Source organism: Pseudomonas sp. L5B5, from assembly GCF_020520285.1.
GTDB lineage: Bacteria > Pseudomonadota > Gammaproteobacteria > Pseudomonadales > Pseudomonadaceae > Aquipseudomonas.
Window position 1 is genome coordinate 3,347,746 of the sequence record NZ_CP084742.1, and the last position, 23,350, is coordinate 3,371,095.

Below are 23,350 nucleotides of genomic sequence, written 5' to 3' on the forward strand. Positions count from 1 at the left end.
GTCAGTCATAAGCCGCGACCGATGCCTGAATCCCGGGAATCGGTTCTGATAACAACTAGAAGAGAGCGCAAGTTAGTGGATCAAACCTTGAAGCAGGGTGAACTCAAGCGTGGCTTGAAGAATCGCCATATCCAGCTGATCGCCCTGGGCGGGGCGATCGGCACCGGACTATTCCTCGGCTCGGCCGGGGTCCTGAAGTCCGCCGGCCCCTCGATGATCCTGGGTTATGCGATTGCCGGATTCATTGCCTTCCTGATCATGCGCCAACTGGGCGAGATGATCGTCGAGGAGCCGGTAGCCGGTTCCTTCAGCCATTTCGCCCACAAGTACTGGGGCGGCTACTTCGGCTTCCTCGCCGGCTGGAACTACTGGGTGCTGTATGTGCTGGTGGGCATGGCCGAACTCACCGCGGTGGGCAAGTACGTGCAGTTCTGGTGGCCGGAAATCCCGACCTGGGTCAGCGCGGCCGTGTTCTTCGTGCTGGTGAACCTGATCAACATGATGAACGTGAAGTTCTATGGCGAAGCCGAGTTCTGGTTCGCCATCATCAAGGTGGTGGCCATCGTCGGCATGATCGTGCTGGGTTGCTACATGCTGTTCAGCGGCAGCGGCGGCGCCCAGGCCTCGGTAAGCAACCTGTGGTCCCATGGCGGTTTCTTTCCCAATGGCGGCAGCGGCCTGCTGATGGCCATGGCCTTCATCATGTTCTCCTTCGGCGGCCTGGAGCTGGTGGGCATCACCGCGGCCGAAGCCGCCGAACCGCGCAAGGTGATTCCCAAGGCGATCAACCAGGTGGTCTACCGGGTACTGATCTTCTACGTCGGCGCCCTGGCGGTGCTCTTGTCGCTGTACCCGTGGGACGAGCTGCTGGTGAGCCTCAACGCTGGCGGCGATGCCTACAGCAGCAGCCCCTTCGTGAAGATCTTCGCGCTGATCGGCAGCGATGCCGCGGCGCAGGTCCTCAACTTCGTGGTCCTGACGGCGGCGCTCTCGGTGTACAACAGCGGCGTGTACTGCAACAGCCGCATGCTCTACGGCCTGGCCGAACAGGGCGACGCACCCAGGGCGCTGATGAAGCTCAACAAGCAGGGCGTGCCGATCCTGGCCCTGGGCATTTCCGCACTGATCACCCTGCTCTGCGTGCTGGTCAACTACCTGGCCCCGCATGAAGCGCTGGAGTTGCTGTTCGCCCTGGTGGTGGCTGCGCTGATGATCAACTGGGCACTGATCAGCCTGACCCACCTGCGCTTTCGCAAGGCCATGGCCGAGCAAGGCGTGGTGCCGTCATTCAGGGCTTTCTGGTCGCCGCTGAGCAACTACCTGTGCCTGGCCTTCATGGTGATGATCGTGGGCGTGATGTGGATGATCCCGGGCATCCGCGCCTCGGTGTATGCGATCCCGGTGTGGGTCGCGCTGATCTGGGTGTTCTACCGCTTGAGCCGGGCCAGGAAGGCCGCACAACCGGCCCTGCGCTGACCCCGCCGGGGCGGCGTGCAAGCCCCTGGCACACCTCGAAGCCCGGCCTTGATCCAAGGCCGGGCTTTTTCATGCCCGCAGGCAAAGTGGTCTGCCGCCTCGTGCACAGGTGGACTGAAACGACAGTCCGCCAGCTCTCTAGAATCGCCGCTCCTCCCGGCGACCTCGACCCGGGAACCTGTCCCTGGATGGAGAGTGGCGCATGACCGGAACAACCGCAGGCCTCAGGCCAAGCGACTTTTTTTCACCCACCGTGGCAGCGCTGATCTCGGTGCTGGTGAACTACGGCGGAACCTTCGTGCTGGTGCTCCAAGCTGCGGAAATGGCCCACCTCTCGCCCGCCCAGACCGCCTCCTGGGTCTGGGCGGTGTCGGTGGGCGTGGGCGTCACCGGGCTGTGGCTGAGCCTGCGCTACCGCGCGCCGATCATCACGGCCTGGTCGACACCGGGCGCGGCGTTCCTGGCCAGCGTATTGCCCAACACGCCATACGCCGAAGTGATCGGCGCCTACCTGATCTCGGCCCTGGGCTTCATTGTGCTGGGCCTGTCCGGGGCGTTCGACAAGCTGGTGCGCATGATTCCCCAGGGAATCGCAGCGGGCCTGCTGGCCGGCATCCTGCTGCAGTTCGGGATCAACGCGTTTGGCGGCGCCAGCAGCGATCCCTGGCTGGTGATCGTGCTGCTGGTGTCCTATGCATTGCTGCGACGCTTCACCTCGCGGTTTGCCGTGGTGGGCATCCTGTTCATCGGCCTGGGGTTGCTGGTGGGCCAGCAGCGGATCGACTTCGGTGCCCTGCAACTGAGCCTGGCCACGCCGCTGTTCAGTGCCCCGCAATTCTCGTTCCAGGCCCTGCTCGGGGTAGCCCTGCCGCTGTTCATCATTACCCTGACCGGCCAGTACATGCCGGGCATGCTGGTGCTGCGCAACGATGGGTTTCCCACCAGCGCCAACCCGCTGCTCTCGGTGACGGGGCTGGGCTCGCTGCTGATGGCACCGTTCGGCGCCCACGCCTTCAACGTCGCGGCGATCACTGCCGCCATCTGTACCGGCAAGGACGCCCACCCGGACCCGGGCAAGCGTTACCTGGCCGGTATCGCCTGCGGGCTGCTGTACATCCTGGTGGGCACCTTCGGAGTGACCCTCGCGAGCCTGTTCCTGGTGCTGCCCAAGGCCTTCATCGGCACCCTGGCGGGCCTGGCGCTGCTGGGCGCCATCGGCGGCAGCCTGGGCAACGCCATGGCCGATGCCAGGACCCGGGAAACAGCGCTGATCACCTTCCTCGCCACGGCCGCCAACGTCACCTTGCTGGGCATCGGCGGTGCGTTCTGGGGACTGCTCGCCGGCTTGACCGCGCATCTGCTGATCCATGGCCGGCATTGGCCGTTCGCTGGCAAGGCTGCCCGCTCATGACCGAGCCTGGGGGTTTCTCAGCGCCTGGCCCAGGCGCGCCATGGCCGAGTCGATTTCATGGGCACTCAGCGAGGAGTAACCCAGCAGCCAGCCCTGTTCCTTGTGTTTACCGGCATAGAGTCGGCTGAGCCCGGGCAACTGCAAGCCGATGGCAGACGCGCGGCCCTGGGTCGCTTGTTCGGTCCAGCCAGGCTCCAGCAGGCAGGGGATCTGCAAGCCTCCTGGCGCAGGCAAGGCCCGGGCGATGCCTGCCAGGTGCCGCTCGATGGCCTCGAGCATGGCTTGCCGGCGGCCGGCATAGAGCTTGCGCATGGCGCGCACATGGGCGTTGTAGTGCCCTTCCTCCATGAAGCGGGCCAGGGTCAGCTGGAGGATCTGCGGAGTATGGCCGTCCATGATGCTGCGGGCGGCACTGAAAGGCGCCACCAGCTCGTCGGGCAGGACCATGTAACCCATGCGCAGGCCGGGGGAGAGGGTCTTGCTGAAGGTGCCGATGTACAGGGTTCGCCGGTACGGGTCCAGGCCCTGGACGCAAGCGGTGGGCAGGCCGGTGTAGTGGAACTCGCTGTCGTAGTCGTCCTCGATGATCCAGCGATCATGTTCGCCCGCCCAGCGAGTCAGCTCCAGCCGACGCTCCAGGGCCAAGGTGACACCGCTGGGATACTGGTGCGACGGCGTCACGTAGACACACCGGGCGCCGCTACGGTCGGCCCGCAGCAAGTCGGTACGCAGGCCCTGCTCGTCGACATCGATGGGGACGATCCGCGCCTCGGCGGCCTCGAAGGCCTTGCGGGCTCCAAAGTACCCCGGGTTCTCCATCAGGATCGGCTGGCCGGCGTCCACCAGCAGCTGGGCACAGAGGAACAGCGCCTGGCGGGTACTGCTCAGCACCAGGATCTGGTCGGGCGCCACCTTGGCCCCGCGCTCCAGGTTCAGATAGGCGGCAATGGCCTTGCGCAAGGGCTCGACCCCTTGTGGATCGCCATGCAGCAGCACGCTGGAGCGATACTCCTTGAGCACCTGGCGTTGCAGGCGCTCCCAGGTCTGCACCGGAAAGCTGCGGGTTTCCGGCAGGCCGGTGGCAAAGGCCCTGACTACCTGCTGGTCAGCGACCCCGCCGCGCTCGAACAGCACCCGCCCCCGACGACTCAGGCCCGTCCCCGGCTCGCGGGCACTGCGTGGCTGCTCCTGCAAGCGCAGGCGCCTGCGGGCTGCGCCGCGCAGTTGTGCACCTATGGACTGGGAAACGTAGCTGCCGGAACCCTCGCGACGCACGATGAACCCATCGCGCTGCAACTGCACATAGGCGTTTTCCACGGTATCGCGCGACACTCCCAGGGACTTGGCCAGGGCCCGGCTCGCTGGCAGCTTCAAGCCCGGTGCCAGGGCGCCATCGAGGATCAGGCCACACAACGCCCGCTGGATGCGCTGATGCAGGTCCAAGGCTTGGAACTCCGGATCGTTGAGGCGCATGTTCAGGGTTTCAAGCTCGAAGGTACGGCCCATGTGGTCTGCCTGGAGAGGTGAAAGCGTTATCTTTGGGCAGCCACTTTAGCGCCGGTCACCCTTGCGGTCACCTCCTGCCTGGCCACTGTCGCAGGCGCCAGGACAGGAGCAAGAAGCGAATGGGCGATGCCAGGAATGAAAACGCCCCGGCTGGCGGGGCGTTGGTCTGGGTCATTGTGGCGAGCGCACCCGCCACAATTCGGGGAACAGCACGGTGTCGAGCATCTTGCGCAGGTAGCCCACGCCTTCGGTGCCACCGGTGCCCGGCTGGAAGCCGATGATCCGCTCCACCGTGGTCACGTGGCGGAAGCGCCATTGACGGAAGGAGTCTTCCAGGTCGATGAATTTTTCCGCCAGCTGGTACAGATCCCAGTACTGCGAAGGGTCGGCATACACCTGGCGCCAGGCCGCCTCTACCGACGGATCGTGGCGGGTGGTGCTGGTGCTGTTCAGCGCCAGGCGCTGTGGATCGATGGCCAGGCCGCTGCGGGCCATCAGGGCGATTGCCTCGTCGTACAGCGACGGGATGGCGATGGAGTCCTGCAGTGCCTGCAACAACTCGGGACGATGGGCATGGGGACGCAGCAGGGCTTCGCTCTTGTTGCCCAGGATGAATTCGATCTCGCGGTACTGGAACGACTGGAAGCCCGAGGATTGGCCCAGGTAGGGGCGGATGGCCTTGTATTCCGATGGCGTCATGGTGGCCAGTACCGCCCAGGCATGGACCAGCTGATCGAAGATTCGCGAGACCCGCGCCAACATCTTGAACGCCGGCGCTAGCTGGCCCTCGCGCACCTGCTCGCGGGCCGCCTTGAGCTCGTGGAGCATCAGTTTCATCCACAGCTCGGACGTCTGGTGCTGGATGATGAAGAGCATTTCGTTGTGATCCGGCGACAGAGGATGCTGGGCACTGAGGATGCGCCCCAGGTCCAGGTAGTCGCCGTAGCTCATGGAGTCGGAAAAATTCAGCTGGGCGTTATGCCATTCATCCGGCGGATTGCTTGAAAAGGGACATTGGCTCATCGGGTGGGCTCCTCGTCTCGGTCGGCTGGACCCGGCACCGCTGCCGGGGCAAGGGTGCGCGAATGGCCCGCCGTCATAGTTATTGTAGGAATCAATCGGCCAGTGGGCGCAGGATCGCCCGCACCGGACTGGCGTCCAGGTGGGCGAAGCGCAATGGCAGGGCAATCAGTTCGTAGTCACCTTCGGCCACCTCGTCGAGCACCACGCCTTCGAGGATCGCCATGCCATGCCGGGCCACTGCATTGTGGGCGTCCATGGTCTTGGACTGTTGCGGGTCCAGGGATGGAGTGTCGATGCCCACCAGGCGCACACCGAGGCTGGCCAGCAGCTCGATGGTGGCCTCGGCCACGGCGGTGAAGTCCGGGTCCCAGGCGCTCAACGGAACCTGGCGGTAGGTGCGCAGCAACACGCGTTGGGGCAGGTTGTCGAGGCGCCCGAGCAGGGCCTCGGGCTGCACCAGGGCATCGCTGTCCAGGCAGTGCAGGACCCGGCATGGGCCCATGTAGACGTCCAGCGGCACTTCACCGATGGGCAGGCCATCGGGGGTGTAATGCAGGGGGGCATCGACATGGGCGCCGGTGTGGGGCGACAGGGTGATCCGCCCGATATTCACTGGACATTCTGGCCCGAACTGCCAGGTGCGCTCTTCCTGGAATGGCGTGTCACCCGGCCAGGTCGGGGTCGCAGTGCTCAGGGGTGGGCTGATATCCCACCAACGGGGTGTGTTTTCCATGGGTGCGGCTCTCGGTCGGTCCGGATTGCATGATACGAGCGAAGCCAGTAAAGATTCTTGCGAAATGGCTCGAGCCACCGTGGATATTTCGCAATTACTGCCAATAAAGCCATGTTTACCCGCTGAATCTTTCACGTCCAAAGTCGGGGGTTTTCCCGTTCCGACAGCTGCGAGGAGCGCTTGCTGCGTTTCTGGATAGCTGGGTGTCGAGTCCAGGCATCTCCACGGGCGCCAGGCCCTATAGGGTGCGGTTTCCAGTTCGCGGCCTGCCAGGAGCCCAGCATGTCCACCCCGATTACCGTTCTGCGTGACACCCATCCATTGCCAGTCCTCGACGCCTGCAAGTGGGAGAAACTCGAAGGCGACCCGCACACCGTCAACCTCAATGCCTACACCAGCGAGGATGGCAGCAAGATCATGGGCACCTGGATCTGCACCCCCGGCAAGTGGCGGGTGGCTTACGAAAAGTGGGAGTACTGCCACTTCCAGGAGGGTTACTGCGTGATCACCCCGGACGGCCAGGAGCCCATCCACCTGCGGGCCGGCGACATCTTCGTGGTCGAGCCCGGCATGAAGGGCACCTGGGAAGTGCTGGAGACCGTACGCAAGTACTTCGTGTTCGCCTGAGTTCGCCGGTATCGCGCGGGGCGGTGCCCAACGGCCCCGCGCTGGCGACGTCCGGCGCGGCGCAATCTGCCAGATGTCGCTATAATCCCTGCCAAATGGCAAAGGCAGGAGTCACGCCCATGGTTGCACTGACCAGTAGCGATATCGCCGTAAAACGACGCGGCAAACCCGCAACGAAGGACCGGACCTCGGACATCCTGCTCGGTGGCCGGGCCCGCTTCGACGACCGCATCTCGATCTACCGCCTGACCGAGGAAGGCATCCCGCTGGCGGCGATCGTCAAGTTCGTCTCCTCGGTCCCCATGCTCAAGGATGAACAGGTCCTGGCGAAGATCATCGGCCTGTCCGAGCGCACCCTGCATCGACGCCTGAAGACCCCCGACGAGCCGCTGAACCCGGAACAGAGCGCCCGGGCAGTGCGTTTCGCCCAGGTGCTGGCCAAGGCCCGGGAAATCTTCGGCAGCAGCGAGCAGGCCCAGGACTGGATGGCCAAGCCGGTGATGGCCCTGGACGGCCACAAGCCGGTGGACCTGTTGACCAACCCCATCGGCTTTGAACTGGTGGACGAGTTCCTCACCCGCCTGGAATACGGGGTCTATCAGTGATCAGTGTGCCCGGCGCCAGCGCGATCCATTTCTGGCGCCTGGACGCCGCGCAGCATGCCGCCAGCTGGGACAGCGGCATCGGTGCCGAACTGTGCGGCGGGCGCTGGAACTCCAAGGGCGTCAAGGCGGTGTATGGCAGCGCCGACCCGGCCACGGCGATCCTCGAGGTCGCCGTGCACAAGGGCTTTGCCGCGCTCGACAGCGTGCCCCACGTGTTGACCGGCGCCCTGATTCATGACCCCTCGACCATCTATCGTCTGGACGAAGGCAGCGTGCCCAATCCCAACTGGCTGGTGCCAGGCATTCCCAGCGCCGGCCAGCAGCAGTTCGCCGACCAGTTGCTGGCTGACCACCCTTTTGTGCTGGTGCCGTCCTCGGTCTCGCGCCACAGCTGGAACATCCTGATCAACCCGCTGCTGGCCAAGGGGCTGTACCAGGTCGTGGTCCAGGAACGCTTCGGCCTCGACACCCGCCTCAACCCGCCACCCCGCACACCGGCGGGCCGGCCCAACTGAACGGCAAAAAAAACGGGAATCCGCCCGACGCGGATTCCCGAAAACGCCTCACTCAGGGGGCGCGATCATGAGACGGTGTTCGTGGCGAGGGCTGCCCCCGCCACGCAGTGAGTCACTGCGGTTTGCGGTAGCTGTTGACGATGGCCGAGAAGTCCTTGCCACCCTCCCCCCGCTGGCTCATGGCCTGGTACAGCTGCTGGGCCACCGCGCCCAGCACCACCGGCTGATGAGCCTGGCGGGCGGCCTCGGTGGCCAGCCCCAAGTCCTTGAGCATCAGTTCGGCGCCAAAACCACCGGTGTAGCCTCGCGAGGCCGGGGCCGTTTCGATCACCCCCGGCCATGGGTTGTAGGTGTCGGAGCTCCAGCACCGCCCGGTGGAGCTGTTGATGATCCCGGCCAGCACCTGAGTATCGATGCCCAGGGCATCCCCCAGGGCCATGGCTTCGCTGACGCCGATCATCGAAATCCCCAGCAGCAGGTTGTTGCAGATCTTGGCGATCTGTCCTGTACCCACTTCACCACAGTGCACGATATTGCGGCCCATCTGCGCCAGCACCGGTTGCAGGGTGGCGAACAGTTCGGCGCCGGCGCCGACCATGAAGGTCAGGGTGCCGGCCTGGGCCCCGCCGGTGCCGCCGGAAACCGGCGCATCCGCCATGGCCACGCCTTGCTTGGCCGCAGCCGCGGCGACTTCCCGAGCGGTCTGCGGATCGATGGTGCTGCAGTCCACTGCCGGAACGCCCCGGCCGATTCCCGCCAGCACGCCGTCCTCGCCCAGCCAGACGCTGCGCACATGGGCAGCGGCCGGGAGCATGGTGATCACCAGCTCGGCGCCTTCGGCAGCAACCTTGGGCGAGGTGCTGATGCGCCCGCCCAGTTGTGCCAGCTCGGCCAGCACGCTCTGGTTGAGATCGAACAGGTTCAACTGGTGCCCGGCCTTGATCAGGTTGCGGGCCATGGGCGCGCCCATGTTGCCCAGGCCGATGAATGCAATGTTCATGTCAGGCTCCTCAACGCAGGCTGATGGTGGTGTTCACACCGTCGTTGACGCTGTCATCGTCGAACCAGCGGCTGGTGACGGTCTTGGTCTGAGTGTAGAACTGCACCACTTGCTTGCCGTAAGGCCCCAGGTCGCCGAGCTTGGAACCGCGCGAACCGGTGAAGCTGAAGAACGGTACCGGCACCGGGATCGGGATGTTGATCCCCACCTGGCCAACGTCGATCTCGCTCTGGAACTTGCGCGCTGCCGCGCCGCTCTGGGTGAACAGGCCGGTGCCGTTGCCGAAGGGGTTGGCGTTGACCAGGGCGATGGCCTGGTCCAGGGTGTCGACTTCCAGTACCACCAGCACCGGGCCGAAGATTTCCTGGGTGTAGATCTGCATGTCGGTGGTCACCCCGGAGAACAGGGTCGGGCCGACGAAGTTGCCCTGCTCGTAGCCCGGCACCTTGACGTCACGGCCGTCCAGCTCGAGCTTGGCGCCTTCCTTGATACCGCTTTCGATCAGGCCCAGCACGCGCTCCTTGGCGCGCTTGGAGATCACCGGGCCGACATCGGTACCCGGCTCACAACCGGCGTTGACCTTGAGCTTGCTCGCGGCTTCCTTGATGTCCGGCAGCCATTCGCGGGCCTTGCCCACCAGTACCGCCACCGAGGTGGCCATGCAGCGCTGGCCGGCCGCGCCAAAGGCCGCACCGGCCAGGGCGTTGACCGTCTGGGTGCGGTTGGCGTCAGGCAGTACCACCGCGTGGTTCTTGGCGCCCATCATCGATTGCACACGCTTGCCATGCTTGCCCGCCAGGTCATAGACATGGGTGCCTACAGCCGTGGAGCCGACGAAGGACACCGCCTTGATGTCCTGATGGGTACACAGGGCATCCACCACTTCCTTGCCGCCATGGACCACGTTCAGCACACCGGCCGGCACTCCGGCTTCCACTGCCAGTTCCACCAGCAGCATGGTGGACAGCGGATCCTGCTCGGAGGGCTTGAGAACGAAGGTGTTGCCGCAGACGATGGCCATCGGGAACATCCACAGCGGAATCATCGCCGGGAAGTTGAACGGCGTGATGCCCGCACACACGCCGATGGGCTGGCGCAGGGTGTAGGTATCCACGCCACCGGCCACGTTCTCGGCGAACTCGCCCATCTGCAGGGTGCCGATGGAGCAGGCGTGTTCCACCACTTCCAGGCCACGGAAAATATCGCCCTCGGCATCGGCGATGGTCTTGCCCTGCTCGGCACTCAGGACTTGGGCGATGCGTTTGGAATGTTCGCGAATCAGCGCCTGGAGCTTGAGCATGATGCGCATCCGCGCGCCGATCGGGGTCAGCTTCCAGGTCTGGAAGGCGCGCTGGGCGGCGGCGATAGCGGCATCGACTTCACCAGCGGTGGCAAAGGGTACCTTGGCCAGGACTTCCTGGGTCGCCGGATTGACGATGTCATGCCACTCCTGGCTCTGGGACTGGACCCATTCACCGTCGATCAACAGCTTGACCTGCTGCAGGGTGGTGCCACCGGACTGGAGGGGTGCGTTCATGGGGTCTCCTGACTTCTTGAGTTCTTATGCAGGGAACCAAGGCGTTGCAGCGCCTTGAAAAGAGGGGGAGTCGCGAGTTGGTATCGGACTGTTTTTGGAGTATAGATGTGCAAACTTCTAATAAGAACGCACATAAAATCCGGTCCAACATGCAAAAAAACATCACCTCGCTAAGCACCCTGAACTGGGACGACTTGAAGTTTTTCCTGGAGGTGGCACGTACCCGCAAGGCCAGCAGCGCGGCCAAGCGCCTGGCGGTGGACTACACCACGGTGTCACGGCGCATCGGTTCGCTGGAAACCGCCCTGGGCACCCTGCTGTTCGAGAAATCCCGTACCAACGGCTTCGTGCTGACCGCCGAGGGCCAGCGCCTGCTAGGGTATGCCGAGTCGATCGAAAGCACCCTGCACATGGCCTGCGAACAGGTCTCGGGGTCCGGCGTGGCATTGTCCGGGCATGTACGCATGGGCTGCACCGAAGGCTTCGGCACGTTCTTCATCACCCCGCAGCTGAGCCACTTCCTCGACGCCTACCCGGCAATTTCGGTGGATATCCTGCCACTGCCGCACTTCATCAGCCTGTCCAAGCGCGAAGCCGATATCGTCATCGCCCTGGAGCGTCCGGAGCATGGCCCCTATGTGTGCTGCAAGTTGTGCGACTACCGCCTGCAGCTGTATGCGACCCAGGAATACCTCGACCGCCATCCGCCGATCCGCCGCGCCAGCGACCTGGGCGAGCATCAGTTCATCAGCTACGTGGACGACCTAGCCTTCAGCTCCGAGCTGCTGTACCTGGCCAACGTGGTCCCCGGGGCCAGCGCCAACCTGCGCAGCACCAGCGTGATCGCCCAGTACGTGGCCGCGCAGCAGGGCCGCTCGCTGGCGATCCTGCCATGTTTCCTGGCGGCCCAGGACCCACGGTTGCTGCCGGTGCTGCCCAAGGAAATCAACCTGACCCGGCAATTCTGGATGTACTGCCGCGAGGACTTGCGCAAGCTCAAGCGCATCACCCTGCTGTGGGATTACATCAGGGAAATGACCGAGCAGAACCAGCCTCTGTTGATGGGAGACAGCCGGAACATGTCGTTCAGCGCCCCCTAGATGGCCCTCTGGCACCCGCGGCCTGGAGAAACGGCCGTAGGACTACAGCCGCCATAGAGTGGATCGCCGGTCAGTCGGCGATCACCACGATCGATACGCGGCGGTTCTCGGTACGCCCGGCCGGGGTGCTGTTGGACGCCACCGGCTCGCTGCTGCCCAGGCCGCGCAGCTGGATGTTCTCCTCGCGCATGCCGACCTGGGTCAGGACCTTGACCACGCTCTTGGCACGGCGCACGGAGAGTTGCACGTTGTAGGGTTCCTTGCCCGAGGCATCGGTGTGGCCGTCGACCCTGACCTTCTGGATATCGACGCCGAGCAAGGCCTTGCCGATGCGCTGGACGATTGTGGTGCTGGCAGGGTTCAAGGTTTCCACATCGCTGCCAAACAGCACTTTGCCCGAGAGACCGAAGGCCCAGCCTTCATCCGTCAGTTCGAAGCCCTCCTGTTTCAGTACCGCGATCTGCTTGGGGGTCAGCCCCTTGGGCGGCACGCTCTGGCAACCACTCAAGGCCAGCACGGCCAGGAACACCAGGGTGCTGAAAAGTCGAACCGGATGTTGCATCGATGAGAACACGGAAATTAGCTCCTGTTTTTAACCTGAACGACGGAGGACTCCGCCCCCACTGTGTGTTGCCCGCCTCGCGCACCGCGCTTGGCCTGGTACATGGCCGCATCGGCGGCATTCAACAGGCTGCCCGGGGTAGCGCCATGCTCCGGGTACACGGCAATGCCGATGCTCAGCGACGTCAGGATCGACAGGCTGCCAGGCAACTGGATCGGCATCTCCATGCTGCTGATGATCTTGTCGGCGATGCGCTGGGCATCCTCGATCCGGTGCAACGGCGTCAGCAGCACCGCAAATTCGTCACCGCCCAGGCGCGCCACCAGGTCGTCCTCGCGCAGTTGCGCACGAATTCGCGTGGCCACCGCCACCAGCACCGCATCACCGGCAGCGTGACCGAAGTTGTCGTTGATCTCCTTGAAGCGATCGCTGTCCAGGAACAGCACCGCCATGCGCTCGTTGTGCTTGTTGGCACTGCGCAATGCGCGGATCAACCGGCCTTCGAAGAACGCCCGGTTGGGCAGGCCGGTGAGGCTGTCGTGGCTGGCCTGGTGGGCCAGGGTCTCGTTTTCGCTCTGCAAGTGGGTCTGCCAGACCTCCAGCTCATCGAGCAGGGCGTTGAAGTCATTGCCCAGGTTGTCCAGCTCGGCGATTTGCGCCGGCGGTACCCGCTGGTCGAAGGCTCGCTCGCGTCGGGCCGCATGGGCCACATCTGCCAGGCTGCGCAAGGGGCCGGTGATGCCCCGCAGTTGCCGGCGCGCCAGGTACAGGGCCGCCCAGGCGCTCAGGGCGATGCACAGCACGATGCCCACCAGTCCGCTGAAGAGAAAGCGCAACAGGTTGCCGCCATGGCCGGTAACGTTGACGGTGCCGATTTCCTGGCCCTGACGGAAGATCGGCAAGCTGATGGGCTTTTCCAGGAAGGCACTGGCGATGTGCATTTCCAGGTTGGCCAGCAGGCCGCTATCCGGGCGTTGCCAGCTGGCCAGCAACTGACCCTGGCTGTCGTACACCTTGGCGTCGGCCACCTCTTCGGTGGAGGCGATCAGGGCCAGGGAGTCGGCCGCCGCGCCACTGTCGTTGAACACTACCGCAGCTTCCACGGTATAGCTGATGGAGCGAGCGATCAGGTGCAGGTTGTGATCGGCATACACCCGCAGGGCCAGCACGCCAAGGCCGGTCAGGGACAGGCTGGCCATGCCGATCGCCAGCAGCGCGACGGCCAGGTGGCCACGACCGATGACCGACCGCAGCGTGGGACGGGAATTGGGCTTGAACAGTCTCATGGCACCGCCGGACGCCGACGGGAAAGCTGCAGCACGCTGGGATGGATCCTCACCCCACTGCGGGCCACGGAATCCAGGTTGACCTCGAACGACACCTGGCTATCGCTGACCCGCAGGCAGAACAGGCTGCCCACCGTGCAATGATCGCCGCCCTCGCTGATGCTCAATACCGGCTGGCCGGTCAATGAACTGAACAGGCGGGTGCGTTCCTCCGCAGGCAGCTTGCCGACATAGACCGAATCGCACTCGCTGGCGATCGACGGGTTACTGGACAACAGGCGACGCACCAGTACTGGGCGACCGGTAGCCTGGGTGGTGCCCTTGAGCAGGTCGTCGGTGTACTCGGTGGGGCCGACCACGCACAGGCGCAGCTGGGCCGGCTCTACCGGCCAGCGGGCGTAGCTGAGGATGCCCAGCACGACTTGCGTCACCGCCCTGGCCCGCTGCTCGGCCAGGCTGGCCGTGGCCGAGGGCTCTGGCTGAGCGATGGCCAACAGGCTGAACAGGCAGAGGACGGTCGACAGCACACACTGTCTCCACCCCAAAAAGCGCTCTGTCCTCAAGACAGCCACGTCCATGCAGGGAATCTCGTTGATTTTCACGGATATGATGCCGCAACGATAGCACAGCCCTGGAAAGTCCAGCGATATCGAAGCGATGCAACCATGCCTGGAACCGGGGGTTCAGTCCAGCTCCAGCATCAGCCCGCTCAGGCGCTTGACCTTGCGCCGCACCGCCTCCTCGAACACCCCGTGACGGGGCTCGATCAGGCTGAACCAGTCCTTGGCCCGGGTGATGCCGGTATAGATCAATTCCTTGGTCAGCACCGGATTCAAGGCATCGGGAAGGATCAGCGCGGTGTGGGCGAACTCCGATCCCTGGGACTTGTGTACCGTCATGGCAAAGACCGTCTCGATATCATTGAGACGGCTGGGCAATACCAGTCTCACCCCGCCCTGGCCGTCATTGCGCGGGAAGGCCACGCGCAGCACCTGGCGCCCCTCCTGCTCCGGCAGCCGCAGGGCAATGCCGATGTCGCCGTTCATCAGGCCCAGCCCGTAGTCGTTGCGGGTCATCAGCACCGGACGGCCTTCGTACCACTGCTGGTCGCTGTCGATCAGCCGGGCCTTGAACAGCGCCTGGGTGACCCGCTGGTTGAGGCTCTCCACGCCCCAGGGGCCCTTGCGCACCGCACACAGCAACTGAAAGCGGTCGAAGGCCTGCAGGACATTGCGCGCCCAGTCGGTCCAGCGCCGGTCATCCACGTCGGCATCGCCCGGCGGACGCTGGCTGCGCAACACATTCAGGTAATGGCGATAACCTTGCGGCCCTTCGCCGTGGCCTTCCAGCAGCAGCCGCTCCAGGGTCCGATCCTGTTCGCCCTTGAGGTTCAGGCTGTACAGGTCGGCGTGGCTGCGGGCCGCCAGCAGGCGCCGGGCTTCGTCGGCCTGCTGCTGGTTGACCCAGCGGGCCAGCTGGCCAATGCCACTGCCTTCGCCGAAGCGCCGGGAGTGGCGCAACATCACCACCTGCTGCGCCAGGGGATGCTGGTGCCCGGCATCCTCCTGCAGGCCACTGGCGGCAAGGTCTTCGCCGCTGACGGCCTCCAGCCAGGCCCGTGTCTGCGGGTCGTACCAGCCGGCCTCGGCGTCGCGGCACAAGTCGCCCAGCACGGCCCCGGCCTCCACCGACGCCAGCTGGTCCTTGTCTCCCAGCAGCACCAGCCGCGCATGGACCGGCAAGGCATCGAGCAGGTTGGCCATCATTTCCAGGTCGATCATCGAGGCTTCATCCACCACCAGCACATCCAGCGGCAGGCGATTGCCGGCATGGTGGCGAAAATGCCGAGTGCCGGGCCGGTTGCCCAGCAAGCGATGCACGGTGGTCACGTCGCTGGGGATCTTTTCCCGCACGTCGTCGGCCACCGACAACGACCGCACTTGCAGGCTGATGGACTCCGTCAACCGCGCCGCAGCCTTGCCGGTAGGCGCCGCCAGGCGGATGCGCAGCGGTTTGCGCGCCTCCACCGCCGGTCCCTGGAGCAGCGCCAGCAGACGCACCACAGTGGTGGTCTTGCCGGTACCGGGGCCGCCCGTGATGATGCTGAAGGCGCCGCGAGTGGCCAGGGCGCAGGCGAGCTTCTGCCAATCCACGGGGCCGCTGGCCCGAGCCGCACCGAACAATTCGTCGAGGCGCCGGGACAGATGCTCGGGGGTAGCCTCGGTTTGCTGCAGGCGCTGGCGCAGGGCGTTATCGATACGCCGCTCATAGGACCAATAGCGCCTCAGGTACAGGCGCTTGCCCGACAGTACCAGCGGTCGCTGCCGGGACGATTCGCCGTGATCCGCCGCCAGGGCCACCAAGCGGCTGCCGGCCAGGACCTTGCACCACTGGGCTCCCTCGAGGCTTGCCAGCACCTGGGAAGGCAACACCGGGGCACCGCCCTGTACATCGCCTTCCGGCGGCAGTGACAGGGCGAAGTCGGGCTCCTTGAGCGTCTCGAACACGTCCAGGCAGACATGCCCATGCCCCAACTGGTGGCTGGTCAGGGCCGCAGCCATCAGCACCAGCGGGTCGCTGTCCGGGTCCAGCTCATGGAGGAAACCGACGAAGGCCCTGTCCAGGGCACGCAACCAACCGCGGGCGACCCAGCCATCGAGCAACAGCAGCAAGTCTGCGGATCGGCGCAAGGGCGCCAGGTCCTGGGCTTGCGGGGTCGGTTCGTCCAGATCGGAAAACAGGTCCGGGGTCATAGCAGTACCCCCTGCTCCCAGGCCGGTTCAGCCTTGGGGGGAGCCTCGCGCCCCTGGAACATCAGGTCCAGGCGCTCGATCAACTGCCGTGGCGGCCGGGCGAAATACACACCCTGGCTGGCTGAGCGGGTCCCCCGCAGGAACAGGTACAGGGCGCCCCCCATGTGCCGATCGTAATCGTAGTCGGCCAGGCGAGCCTTCAATTGCCGGTGCAGGGCCAGCAGGTAGAGCACGTATTGCAGGTCGTAGCGGTTGTCGAGGATCGATTGTTCCATGGCCTGCTCGGTATAGGCGGCGTCATCGGCGCCCAGCCAGTTGGATTTGTAGTCGGCCACGTAGTAACGCCCGTGGTGCTCGAACGTCAGGTCGATGAAGCCCTTGAACATGCCGTTGAGCAATACCGGTTCGGCGGTCACTCGTGCCGCTCCCTGGTGGGTCTGCTGGCGCACCAGTTCGTCGAGCTTGAACACATCGACCTTGTGGCTGGCGAACCAGAACTCCATCTCCACCCGATACTGGCCCAGTTGGCCGAGCACCACCGGCGGCTGCCCTTCGCCGGCGTACATCGGCAACTGCAACAGATGCTGCAGCCAATCACTCAGGGTCGGAATCCAGCCTTGCCAGCCTCGTCGGTTGCAACGCCGGGCAACCGCATCGGTAATCGCTTCGGGAGAAACGTCGAAACCCTCCTCCCCGGCCCACTCCAGCAGACCATGGAGGAAGGTGCCGGGGTTGGGACCGCGGGGAAAGCGATGGATATCGCCGCTGCTGGCGAGCACCTCGCGAGGGGCCTCGGGGTCCAGCCGCTCATCATCGAACAGCTTCTGCGCCTGGGGGTCGTCAGGAGCCTGGCTGGCGCTACCCAGGGTGTCGCTGATGCGCAGGGCGCTGTAGGAGGCGATCCACCAATGCTCCGCTGCCCGACGCACGGGAACCAGCGGCTCCAGCAAACGGGCTTCGTTGCGCGGGGGATGGAAGCGCTGGGCATCGGCAGCAGGCAGCTCGCCCACGCCGATCGCGTCGCAACCTTGCTGCAAGTCCAGCAACCAGCGCTGCAGGCCGGCGGACTCGGCAAGCTGCGCCCCACCGCCCAACAGGTACCCCAGGGCCGAGAGATGCAGGATCGAGCTGCCCTGGTTGCCGCGCTTGAGGTCGGCAACGCCCAGCCAGCAGGCATGACGGGCGCGGGTCAGGGCCACGTAGAGCAGGCGCAGGTCCTCGGCCAGGCGCTCGTCGTCGGCCTGGGCGATCAGCTGCTCGGTGGGACGCAGGCTGACCTGGGGCTTGCCCGTGGCGTCGTGGTAATGCAGGGGCAAGCGACTGCCGTCCACCGGTTTGGTGGAGCAAATGAACGGCAGGAACACCAGGGGATACTCCAGGCCCTTGGACTTGTGGATGGTGACCACTTTCACCAGCTGCTCATCGCTTTCCAGGCGCAGGATCTGCTCCTCGCCCGCCTGTGCGGACAATGCCAGATGTTCGGACAGGTGACGGATCAGGGCCTGCTCGCCATCCAGTTCGGCGGCGTTCTGTTGCAGCAGCTCGCAGAGGTGCAGGAGGTTGGTCAGCACTCGCTCGCCATCGCTGCGGGCCATCAGCGCCTGGGGCAACTGGAAGTCGTGCAGCAGGCGCCGCAGCATCGGCAGCACGCCCTGGCTGCGCCAGATCGCACGGTAACCGCGAAACTGCATGACCCGCGCTTCCCAGGCCAGTTCGTCCTGGTTCAGGCGCTCCAGGTCCGCCAGCGGCAGGTTGAGGGTCAAGGATGCCAGGGCCGCCCGCAGCGGGCGCTCCACGTCCGGCTCGGCACAAGCCTTGAGCCAGACCAGCAAGTCGCGGGCTTCCTGGGCGGCAAACACCGAGTCCTTGTCCGAGAGGTACACGCTGCGCACGCCGCGGGCCGCCAGTTCGGTGCGAACGGCCTGGGCTTCCTTGCCGTCGCGCACCAGGATGGCGATGTCCGCTGGCAGCAGGCCTTCGAGCGCCTGCGGGCCACGGGCAAAACCGCTGCACCCTTGCTGGCCGCCATTGAGCAGGCCGACGATGGCGCTGGCACAAGCTGCGGCCTGGTACTGGCGATACTGGGCCCCGGACACCGGCTGCTCCGAAGGCAGCAGCCAGACATTCAGCGCCGGTATCGGTTGCCCATCGACCAGCAAGCGCTCCTTGCGATCCTGGGCCGCCACGGCCAGGAACGGCACCGGGTTGTCGCCATTGGGCTGGCGAAACAGGAAGGCACCTCGCCCTTGCTCGCGCTGCTCGGCTTGCAGGAACACGTGGTTGACCGCGCCAACCATGGCCTGGCTGGAGCGGAAGTTGGTGCCCAGGGTATGCAGGCGACCGCTGGTGGCCTGGCGCGCCCGCAGGTAGGTATAGATGTCGGCGCCACGAAAGGCATAGATCGCCTGCTTGGGGTCGCCGATCAGGAACAGGCCGGTCTGCGGGTCGTTGTCCTCGATGCGGTAGATGCTCTCGAAGATCCGGTACTGCACCGGGTCGGTGTCCTGGAACTCGTCGATCAGGGCTACCGGAAACTGCTCGCGGATCAGGCTGGCCAGGCGCTCGCCCCCTTCATTCTGCAAGGCCGTGTCAAGGCGCAGCAGCATGTCGTCGAAGCCCATCTCGGCACGACGGCGCTTCTCTTCTTCAAAGCGCGTCCCCACCCATTGCGCGGCATGTTGCAGCACCGCCGCATCCGGGCTGGGCAGGGCATCGAGGTTGGCCTTGAGCCCGGCCATGGCATCGAGGCCGGGGTGGCTGGGAGGCACGCCCTTCCAGGCTTCGCCCATGCCTTCGGGGGTCAGGCGGCTGAAACCGGTGCCGATATCCAGTTGCTCGAGACTCTCGTCCTCGGCCCACGCGCTGATCTTGTCGAACCAGGGCTCGAAATAGCGCGCCTGCATCTTGCGCCCATCAACACTTTTGCTCGCCACGCCTTGCAGGCAGATCTCGCGCAACTCCCCGGCCCATTGACGCCAGGGGGCCTTGATCTGCACCAGGGCCTCACGGCGCTCTTGCAGGCAAGCGTCGATCAGCTCGCCGGGCGTCTGCTCCAGGGGGCCGCGGCGCTCATTGCCGAACATCGCCCTGACCCGTGGCAGCAGCTCGGCCGGGCCGACCCAGTGGCTGCGCACCCAGTTCAGCGCATCGCCTTGCAAGGGGTAGCAGAACAACCGCCAGTAGTCGCGCAGGACCTGGCCCAACAGGTCGCTGTGGTCGGTCTCCAGGGTCTGGGTGAACAGGCTGCCGCTGTCGAAGGCGTGTTCACGCAGCATGCGCTGGCACCAACTGTGAATGGTCGAGACCGCGGCCTCGTCCATCCACTGGGCGGCAATGTCCAGGCGGTTGGCGCAAGCGGCCCATTGTTCGGCGGGATATTGCTCGCGCAACTGATCGATCAGGCTGTCCGGGGCCGGGGTCTCCTCGCGAAAGAAGCGTGCGGCCTCGGCCAGGCGGGTACGGATACGCTCACGCAGCTCCTTGGTCGCGGCATCGGTAAAGGTCACCACCAGGATCTGCGGCGGCAGCAGTTCACGACCAAAACCTGCGGGTTCTCCGCCATGGCCCAACACCAGGCGCAGATAGAGCGCGGAAATGGTGAAGGTCTTGCCGGTACCGGCACTGGCCTCGATCAATTGGCTGCCGCGCAAGGGAAACGCCAGCGCCAGGGGAGTCTGTCCAGTCATGCGTCGCTTTCCTCGCCTGGGGCCGAGCGCCAGGGCGCATCGAGCAGCGGGCGATAGAGTGTCTCGGCCCAGCCGCTGAAGGTTTCATCGGCGGTCAATGCGTTGTAGTCAGCGAACTGCCGGGCCAGGGCCGGGCTTTCACGCCGCTCGCCCTGGGTGCTCTGGCCGTCGCCATCGTAGGTCTTGCGCGCCGCGGCGGCGGCCTTGTCCGGATCGCCCTGGCCCAGCCAGGCGAAGGCAGTCTTGACCGCCACGGGCAAAGGTTGGCGCATGCCCACCTGCCAGGCTCGCAGCAACTGGGCAAGGATTTGTCGGGCCACGTCCGGCTCCAGAGGAGCCAGTAGCAAGCTGTCGTCACTGGCCACCAGCGCAGTGGTCAGGCGGTATTCACAGGCACAGGCCAGCAGATGATTGATCCAGGGCTTGATCAGGCGGTGCCATTTGCGGGTCTTGGTGGAGCCGATGGCATTGGCGATGGTAGTCACGGCCAGCAATCCACCGTCGGCCCGCTGGTGCAGGCCGCTGAGCCAGCCCTCCACTTGCACGCCTTGCAGCTCCAGGCTGACAGGCAGGGCACTGGTCAGGGGAGTGGGCCACAGGGCCAGCAGTTGCCGGTAGCGTTGCAGCAAGTCTGGCAGGGGTTCCATCAGCTCGCGCTGCAGGCATTCACCAAAGCCGGCCATCGGTAGCAGGCCACTGGCCTGCAAGCGCTGCGCCTGGGCCTGCAATGCTTGTTCAGGCGCAGCGGCATCACCCAGCGCGGCCTCCAGCAGGCTGTCGCTCAAGTTGTAGCGTTGCAGCGCATCGAGAACGAAGGGTTCTTCATCGGCCAGGGGGGCCTCCATCGCCTCGAAGAACACCTTGAGCCGCTGGCTGAAGAAATGGCGTACCGGGTGGCGCAGGAAATCCTGCAACTGTGCCAGGCTCAGCGGTTCGTCCTGGACATAGGGCTCCAGGGGCTCGACCAGGAGCTGCTCTTGGTCGGCCTGGTGCAGCACTTGCCATTCCCGGGCGTAGCTGAACAGCGGGTCGCTGTCATGAAAGTAGCGGGCACTGAAAGGCTGCAACGGGTGTTCCTGGGTGAGGGCATCCAACAGCGATTGTTCGCCATCCGCCAACTGCCAGCCGCTGGCCAGGTGGTCGCGCAACTGGCCGATCAGCACTGAAGCCGGGCGTTCGCTGTTGTCACGAATGCTACGGCCGACCCAACTGATATAGAGCTGGTCGCGAGCCGAGAGCAGGGCTTCGAGCAACAAGTAGCGATCATCCTCGCGGCGTGAGCGATCTCCTGGGCGGTAGTCGCTGCCCATCAGGTCGAAGTCCAGGGGCGGCTGGGCCCGAGGATAGTCGCCATCGTTCATGCCCAAGAGACACACCAGCTTGAAGGGGATGGCGCGCATCGGCATCAGGGTGCAGAAATTCACTGCGCCGGCCAGGAAGCGTTGGGATAGGCGCCCCTGATCGAGTCCGGCCAGCCAGGCTTCGCGCACCACGGTCAGCGGCAGTTCGTCCTGCAAACCTACCGATTCGCAGGTTTGCAGCCAGGTTTCACGCAGCTCTTCGAGCTGGCCGAGCAGGTAGTCGTCATGCTCGGTACTGGCCAGGAAGAATTGCTCCAGCAGGTTGTGCAAGCGCTCGCCCCACTGCCCCGGCACCGCGGGTTGGCAGAGCTGCTCGTAGGCCAATTGCAGCGCATCGAGCAAGGCCACCAGTGGGCCGATCAGGGCTGCATCCAGGCCACCGATTTCATCGTAGGGTTCGATCCCGTCACAAGCATCGGACCGGCCAACGGCGTAGCCCAGCAACATCCGCCGCAAGCCGAAACGCCAGCTGTTCTGCTCCAGCTCCTGGGGCAATCCCAACTCGGCCCGCTGTTGGGCATTCATGCCCCAGCGAATGCCGGCACCTTCGATCCAGCGATGCAGGGTGGGCAAGTCGGCCTCATCGACAGCAAAGCGGGCGCGCAAGGCCGGGACATCCAGCAGGTCGAGAATCTCGCTGACCGGGAAACGGCTGTCCGGCAGCTTCAACAAGTGTTCCACAGCGATCAGCAACGGATCGCGACCGCGTTGCCCCTGGTCGGCAAGGGTAAAGGGAATGAAGCGCCGGTCATCACGCTCCAGCTGGCCGAACACCGCTCGAATGTGCGGGGCGTAGCTGTCGATGTCCGGAACCATGACGATCACATCGCGAGGGCGCAGTTCGGGGTCGGCGCTGAAGCGTGCCAGCAACTGGTCATGGAGGATTTCCACCTCGCGCTGGGCACTGTGGGCAATGTGGAAACGAATCGAGGGGTCCTGCTGGGGATCGACGTCTGACCACAGCTCGCGGGTTTCATTGAGAGGGCGTAGCTCGAGAATGTCGTCCTGCAATTGCTGGAGCATGCTGGCGGGGCGGGTCTCGCTGAACAGGTCGATTCGCCCGTCACGGAAGGCCGCGCGATAGCTGTTGGGATCGTCGTAGCTGTCCAGCAGATTGATGTAGTCACGACCTTGCTTGCCCCACGCTGCCAGCAAGGGATGGGCGTGCTGGTGCAGGGTCTGCGGATCGAGTGCCAGGGGCATGCCGGTCTTTCGCGCCTGGCGTTTGTATTGATGCCGCAGCAGGTCCTTGTCAGCGACGATATCGGCCCAGTGATGACGACAGGGGTTGTGCACACAGAGCAGCACCTGGCTGAAGCGAGCCAACCCGGCCAAGGCTTCCAGTACCTGAGCCGGCAATGAGGAAATGCCGAAAACGATAACGCGTGATGGCAAACCGGCAGGAGTCGCCTCCAGGCTATTGATGCGTTCGATAAAGCGCTGGTGCACGCCTGCTCGGCTCTGGGCCATACCCGCGCTACCAACGTCCAGGAGCAGTGCACGCCACAACTCGGCCTGCCAGCAATTGGCCGGGGGCAGGGCCTTGGGCTCACCGCGCACATTGCGCAATTGATGACGCCCTGCGGCCCAGTCCTCCAGCCAATCGGCGCGGTACACCTGGTACTGGTCGAACAGGTCGGCCAGGCGCTCGGCCAGTTGATAGCGTTTACGCAGGTCGCTGTCGTGGGTCAGGAAACGATGCAAGGGCTCGAAATGGGGTTCGTCGATCAACGCTGGCAACAAGCGCATCAGGCGCCAGGTGAGCGGGGCCTTGTCCAGCAGGGATTTGGGCGGGATCTCGTCTCGCCCCAGCACCAGGCGATAAAGCTGCCACATGAAGCTGCCGGGCAATTGCACGTCAATGGCAGCCGCAATGCCGCAACCACCGGAATCATCGTCTTCTGGGTCTTCGGCCAAGGCCAGCTTCAGCCATTGGGCAATACCGTTGCTCTGCACCAGGGCGATTTCATTTTCCAGGGGTGGCAATGGGTAACGCCGCATCCAGCTGACCACCAAGCTGCGCAGTTCGTCCAGGCGGTTGCCGTGAACCACCATGAAACCAGGGTTGATGGACGAGGCGTCCGGCATGAGGGCTTCCTTGGAGAATGCAAAAAGCTAGGGCCGAACCTTAGCACTGTCACGCAAAGCTGGCAGCCGAGCCGATCAGGG

At 64.9% G+C, this 23,350-nt stretch carries 17 protein-coding genes; 6 read left to right on the forward strand and 11 right to left on the reverse strand.

Annotated elements, in window-relative coordinates; genetic code table 11:
* Positions 1-21: 21 nt before the first annotated feature.
* A complete protein-coding gene (locus tag LGQ10_RS15375) occupies positions 22-1,476 on the forward strand; it encodes an amino acid permease (protein WP_226526038.1) in 1,455 nt (484 codons plus the stop codon).
* A 202-nt stretch (positions 1,477-1,678) separates the two neighbouring features.
* Positions 1,679-2,887 (forward strand): benzoate/H(+) symporter BenE family transporter, encoded by a 1,209-nt coding sequence (locus LGQ10_RS15380; RefSeq protein ID WP_226526039.1) that lies wholly within the window; start codon positions 1,679-1,681, stop codon positions 2,885-2,887.
* Here the strand turns inward: LGQ10_RS15380 and LGQ10_RS15385 are convergent.
* The 3 genes from LGQ10_RS15385 to kynB all read right to left on the reverse strand — a co-directional run bounded on the left by LGQ10_RS15385 (position 2,882) and on the right by kynB (position 6,149).
* Positions 2,882-4,393 (reverse strand): PLP-dependent aminotransferase family protein, encoded by a 1,512-nt coding sequence (locus LGQ10_RS15385; protein ID WP_226526040.1) that lies wholly within the window; start codon positions 4,391-4,393, stop codon positions 2,882-2,884. The genes LGQ10_RS15380 and LGQ10_RS15385 overlap by 6 nt on opposite strands.
* Before the next feature lie 171 nt (positions 4,394-4,564).
* Positions 4,565-5,416, reverse strand: coding sequence for a tryptophan 2,3-dioxygenase (gene kynA / locus LGQ10_RS15390; RefSeq protein ID WP_226526041.1), 852 nt, complete (start codon positions 5,414-5,416; stop codon positions 4,565-4,567).
* 91 nt (positions 5,417-5,507) lie between these two features.
* Positions 5,508-6,149 carry an arylformamidase gene (kynB, locus tag LGQ10_RS15395; RefSeq protein WP_058436512.1) on the reverse strand — a complete coding sequence of 214 codons (642 nt, stop codon included), beginning with the start codon at positions 6,147-6,149 and terminating at the stop codon, positions 5,508-5,510.
* A 282-nt stretch (positions 6,150-6,431) separates the two neighbouring features.
* Here kynB and LGQ10_RS15400 point away from each other — a divergent pair, with 282 nt between their 5' ends.
* The 3 genes from LGQ10_RS15400 (at position 6,432) to LGQ10_RS15410 (ending at position 7,896) form a co-directional block, all read left to right on the forward strand.
* Complete coding sequence (locus tag LGQ10_RS15400) at positions 6,432-6,776, forward strand: cupin domain-containing protein (protein ID WP_058436511.1); 345 nt, start codon at positions 6,432-6,434, stop codon at positions 6,774-6,776.
* A gap of 119 nt (positions 6,777-6,895) precedes the next feature.
* Complete coding sequence (locus LGQ10_RS15405) at positions 6,896-7,381, forward strand: antitoxin Xre/MbcA/ParS toxin-binding domain-containing protein (protein ID WP_058436510.1); 486 nt, start codon at positions 6,896-6,898, stop codon at positions 7,379-7,381.
* Complete coding sequence (locus tag LGQ10_RS15410) at positions 7,378-7,896, forward strand: RES family NAD+ phosphorylase (RefSeq protein ID WP_058436509.1); 519 nt, start codon at positions 7,378-7,380, stop codon at positions 7,894-7,896. The genes LGQ10_RS15405 and LGQ10_RS15410 overlap by 4 nt, the downstream gene beginning before the upstream one ends.
* A gap of 112 nt (positions 7,897-8,008) precedes the next feature.
* Here the strand turns inward: LGQ10_RS15410 and mmsB are convergent, their stop codons facing one another.
* Both mmsB and LGQ10_RS15420 read right to left on the reverse strand, forming a co-directional pair.
* Positions 8,009-8,896: a 3-hydroxyisobutyrate dehydrogenase gene (gene mmsB, locus LGQ10_RS15415; RefSeq protein ID WP_226526042.1), complete on the reverse strand. Its 888-nt coding sequence runs from the start codon at positions 8,894-8,896 to the stop codon at positions 8,009-8,011.
* A gap of 10 nt (positions 8,897-8,906) precedes the next feature.
* Positions 8,907-10,433: a CoA-acylating methylmalonate-semialdehyde dehydrogenase gene (locus LGQ10_RS15420; RefSeq protein WP_226526043.1), complete on the reverse strand. Its 1,527-nt coding sequence runs from the start codon at positions 10,431-10,433 to the stop codon at positions 8,907-8,909.
* Between the two features lie 149 nt (positions 10,434-10,582).
* On the opposite strand from LGQ10_RS15420, the gene LGQ10_RS15425 reads away from it, so the two are divergent.
* On the forward strand, positions 10,583-11,533 hold the full coding sequence (locus LGQ10_RS15425; RefSeq protein WP_226526044.1) for a LysR family transcriptional regulator: 951 nt from the start codon (positions 10,583-10,585) through the stop codon (positions 11,531-11,533).
* A gap of 70 nt (positions 11,534-11,603) precedes the next feature.
* Here LGQ10_RS15425 and LGQ10_RS15430 read toward each other — a convergent pair whose 3' ends face one another.
* From LGQ10_RS15430 to recC, 6 genes are all read right to left on the reverse strand, one after another.
* Positions 11,604-12,095, reverse strand: coding sequence for an OmpA family protein (locus LGQ10_RS15430; RefSeq protein ID WP_226526144.1), 492 nt, complete (start codon positions 12,093-12,095; stop codon positions 11,604-11,606).
* Between the two features lie 17 nt (positions 12,096-12,112).
* Complete coding sequence (locus LGQ10_RS15435) at positions 12,113-13,381, reverse strand: diguanylate cyclase domain-containing protein (protein WP_058437058.1); 1,269 nt, start codon at positions 13,379-13,381, stop codon at positions 12,113-12,115.
* Positions 13,378-13,959 carry a YfiR family protein gene (locus LGQ10_RS15440; protein ID WP_226526045.1) on the reverse strand — a complete coding sequence of 194 codons (582 nt, stop codon included), beginning with the start codon at positions 13,957-13,959 and terminating at the stop codon, positions 13,378-13,380. Before LGQ10_RS15440 ends, LGQ10_RS15435 begins: the two co-directional genes overlap by 4 nt.
* 105 nt (positions 13,960-14,064) lie before the next feature.
* Positions 14,065-16,134 (reverse strand): exodeoxyribonuclease V subunit alpha, encoded by a 2,070-nt coding sequence (recD, locus tag LGQ10_RS15445; RefSeq protein WP_226526046.1) that lies wholly within the window; start codon positions 16,132-16,134, stop codon positions 14,065-14,067.
* A complete protein-coding gene (gene recB, locus LGQ10_RS15450) occupies positions 16,131-19,820 on the reverse strand; it encodes an exodeoxyribonuclease V subunit beta (RefSeq protein ID WP_226526047.1) in 3,690 nt (1,229 codons plus the stop codon). The genes recD and recB overlap by 4 nt, the downstream gene beginning before the upstream one ends.
* Positions 19,817-23,269: an exodeoxyribonuclease V subunit gamma gene (gene recC, locus LGQ10_RS15455; RefSeq protein WP_226526048.1), complete on the reverse strand. Its 3,453-nt coding sequence runs from the start codon at positions 23,267-23,269 to the stop codon at positions 19,817-19,819. The genes recB and recC overlap by 4 nt, the downstream gene beginning before the upstream one ends.
* Between the last annotated feature and the right edge of the window lie 81 nt (positions 23,270-23,350).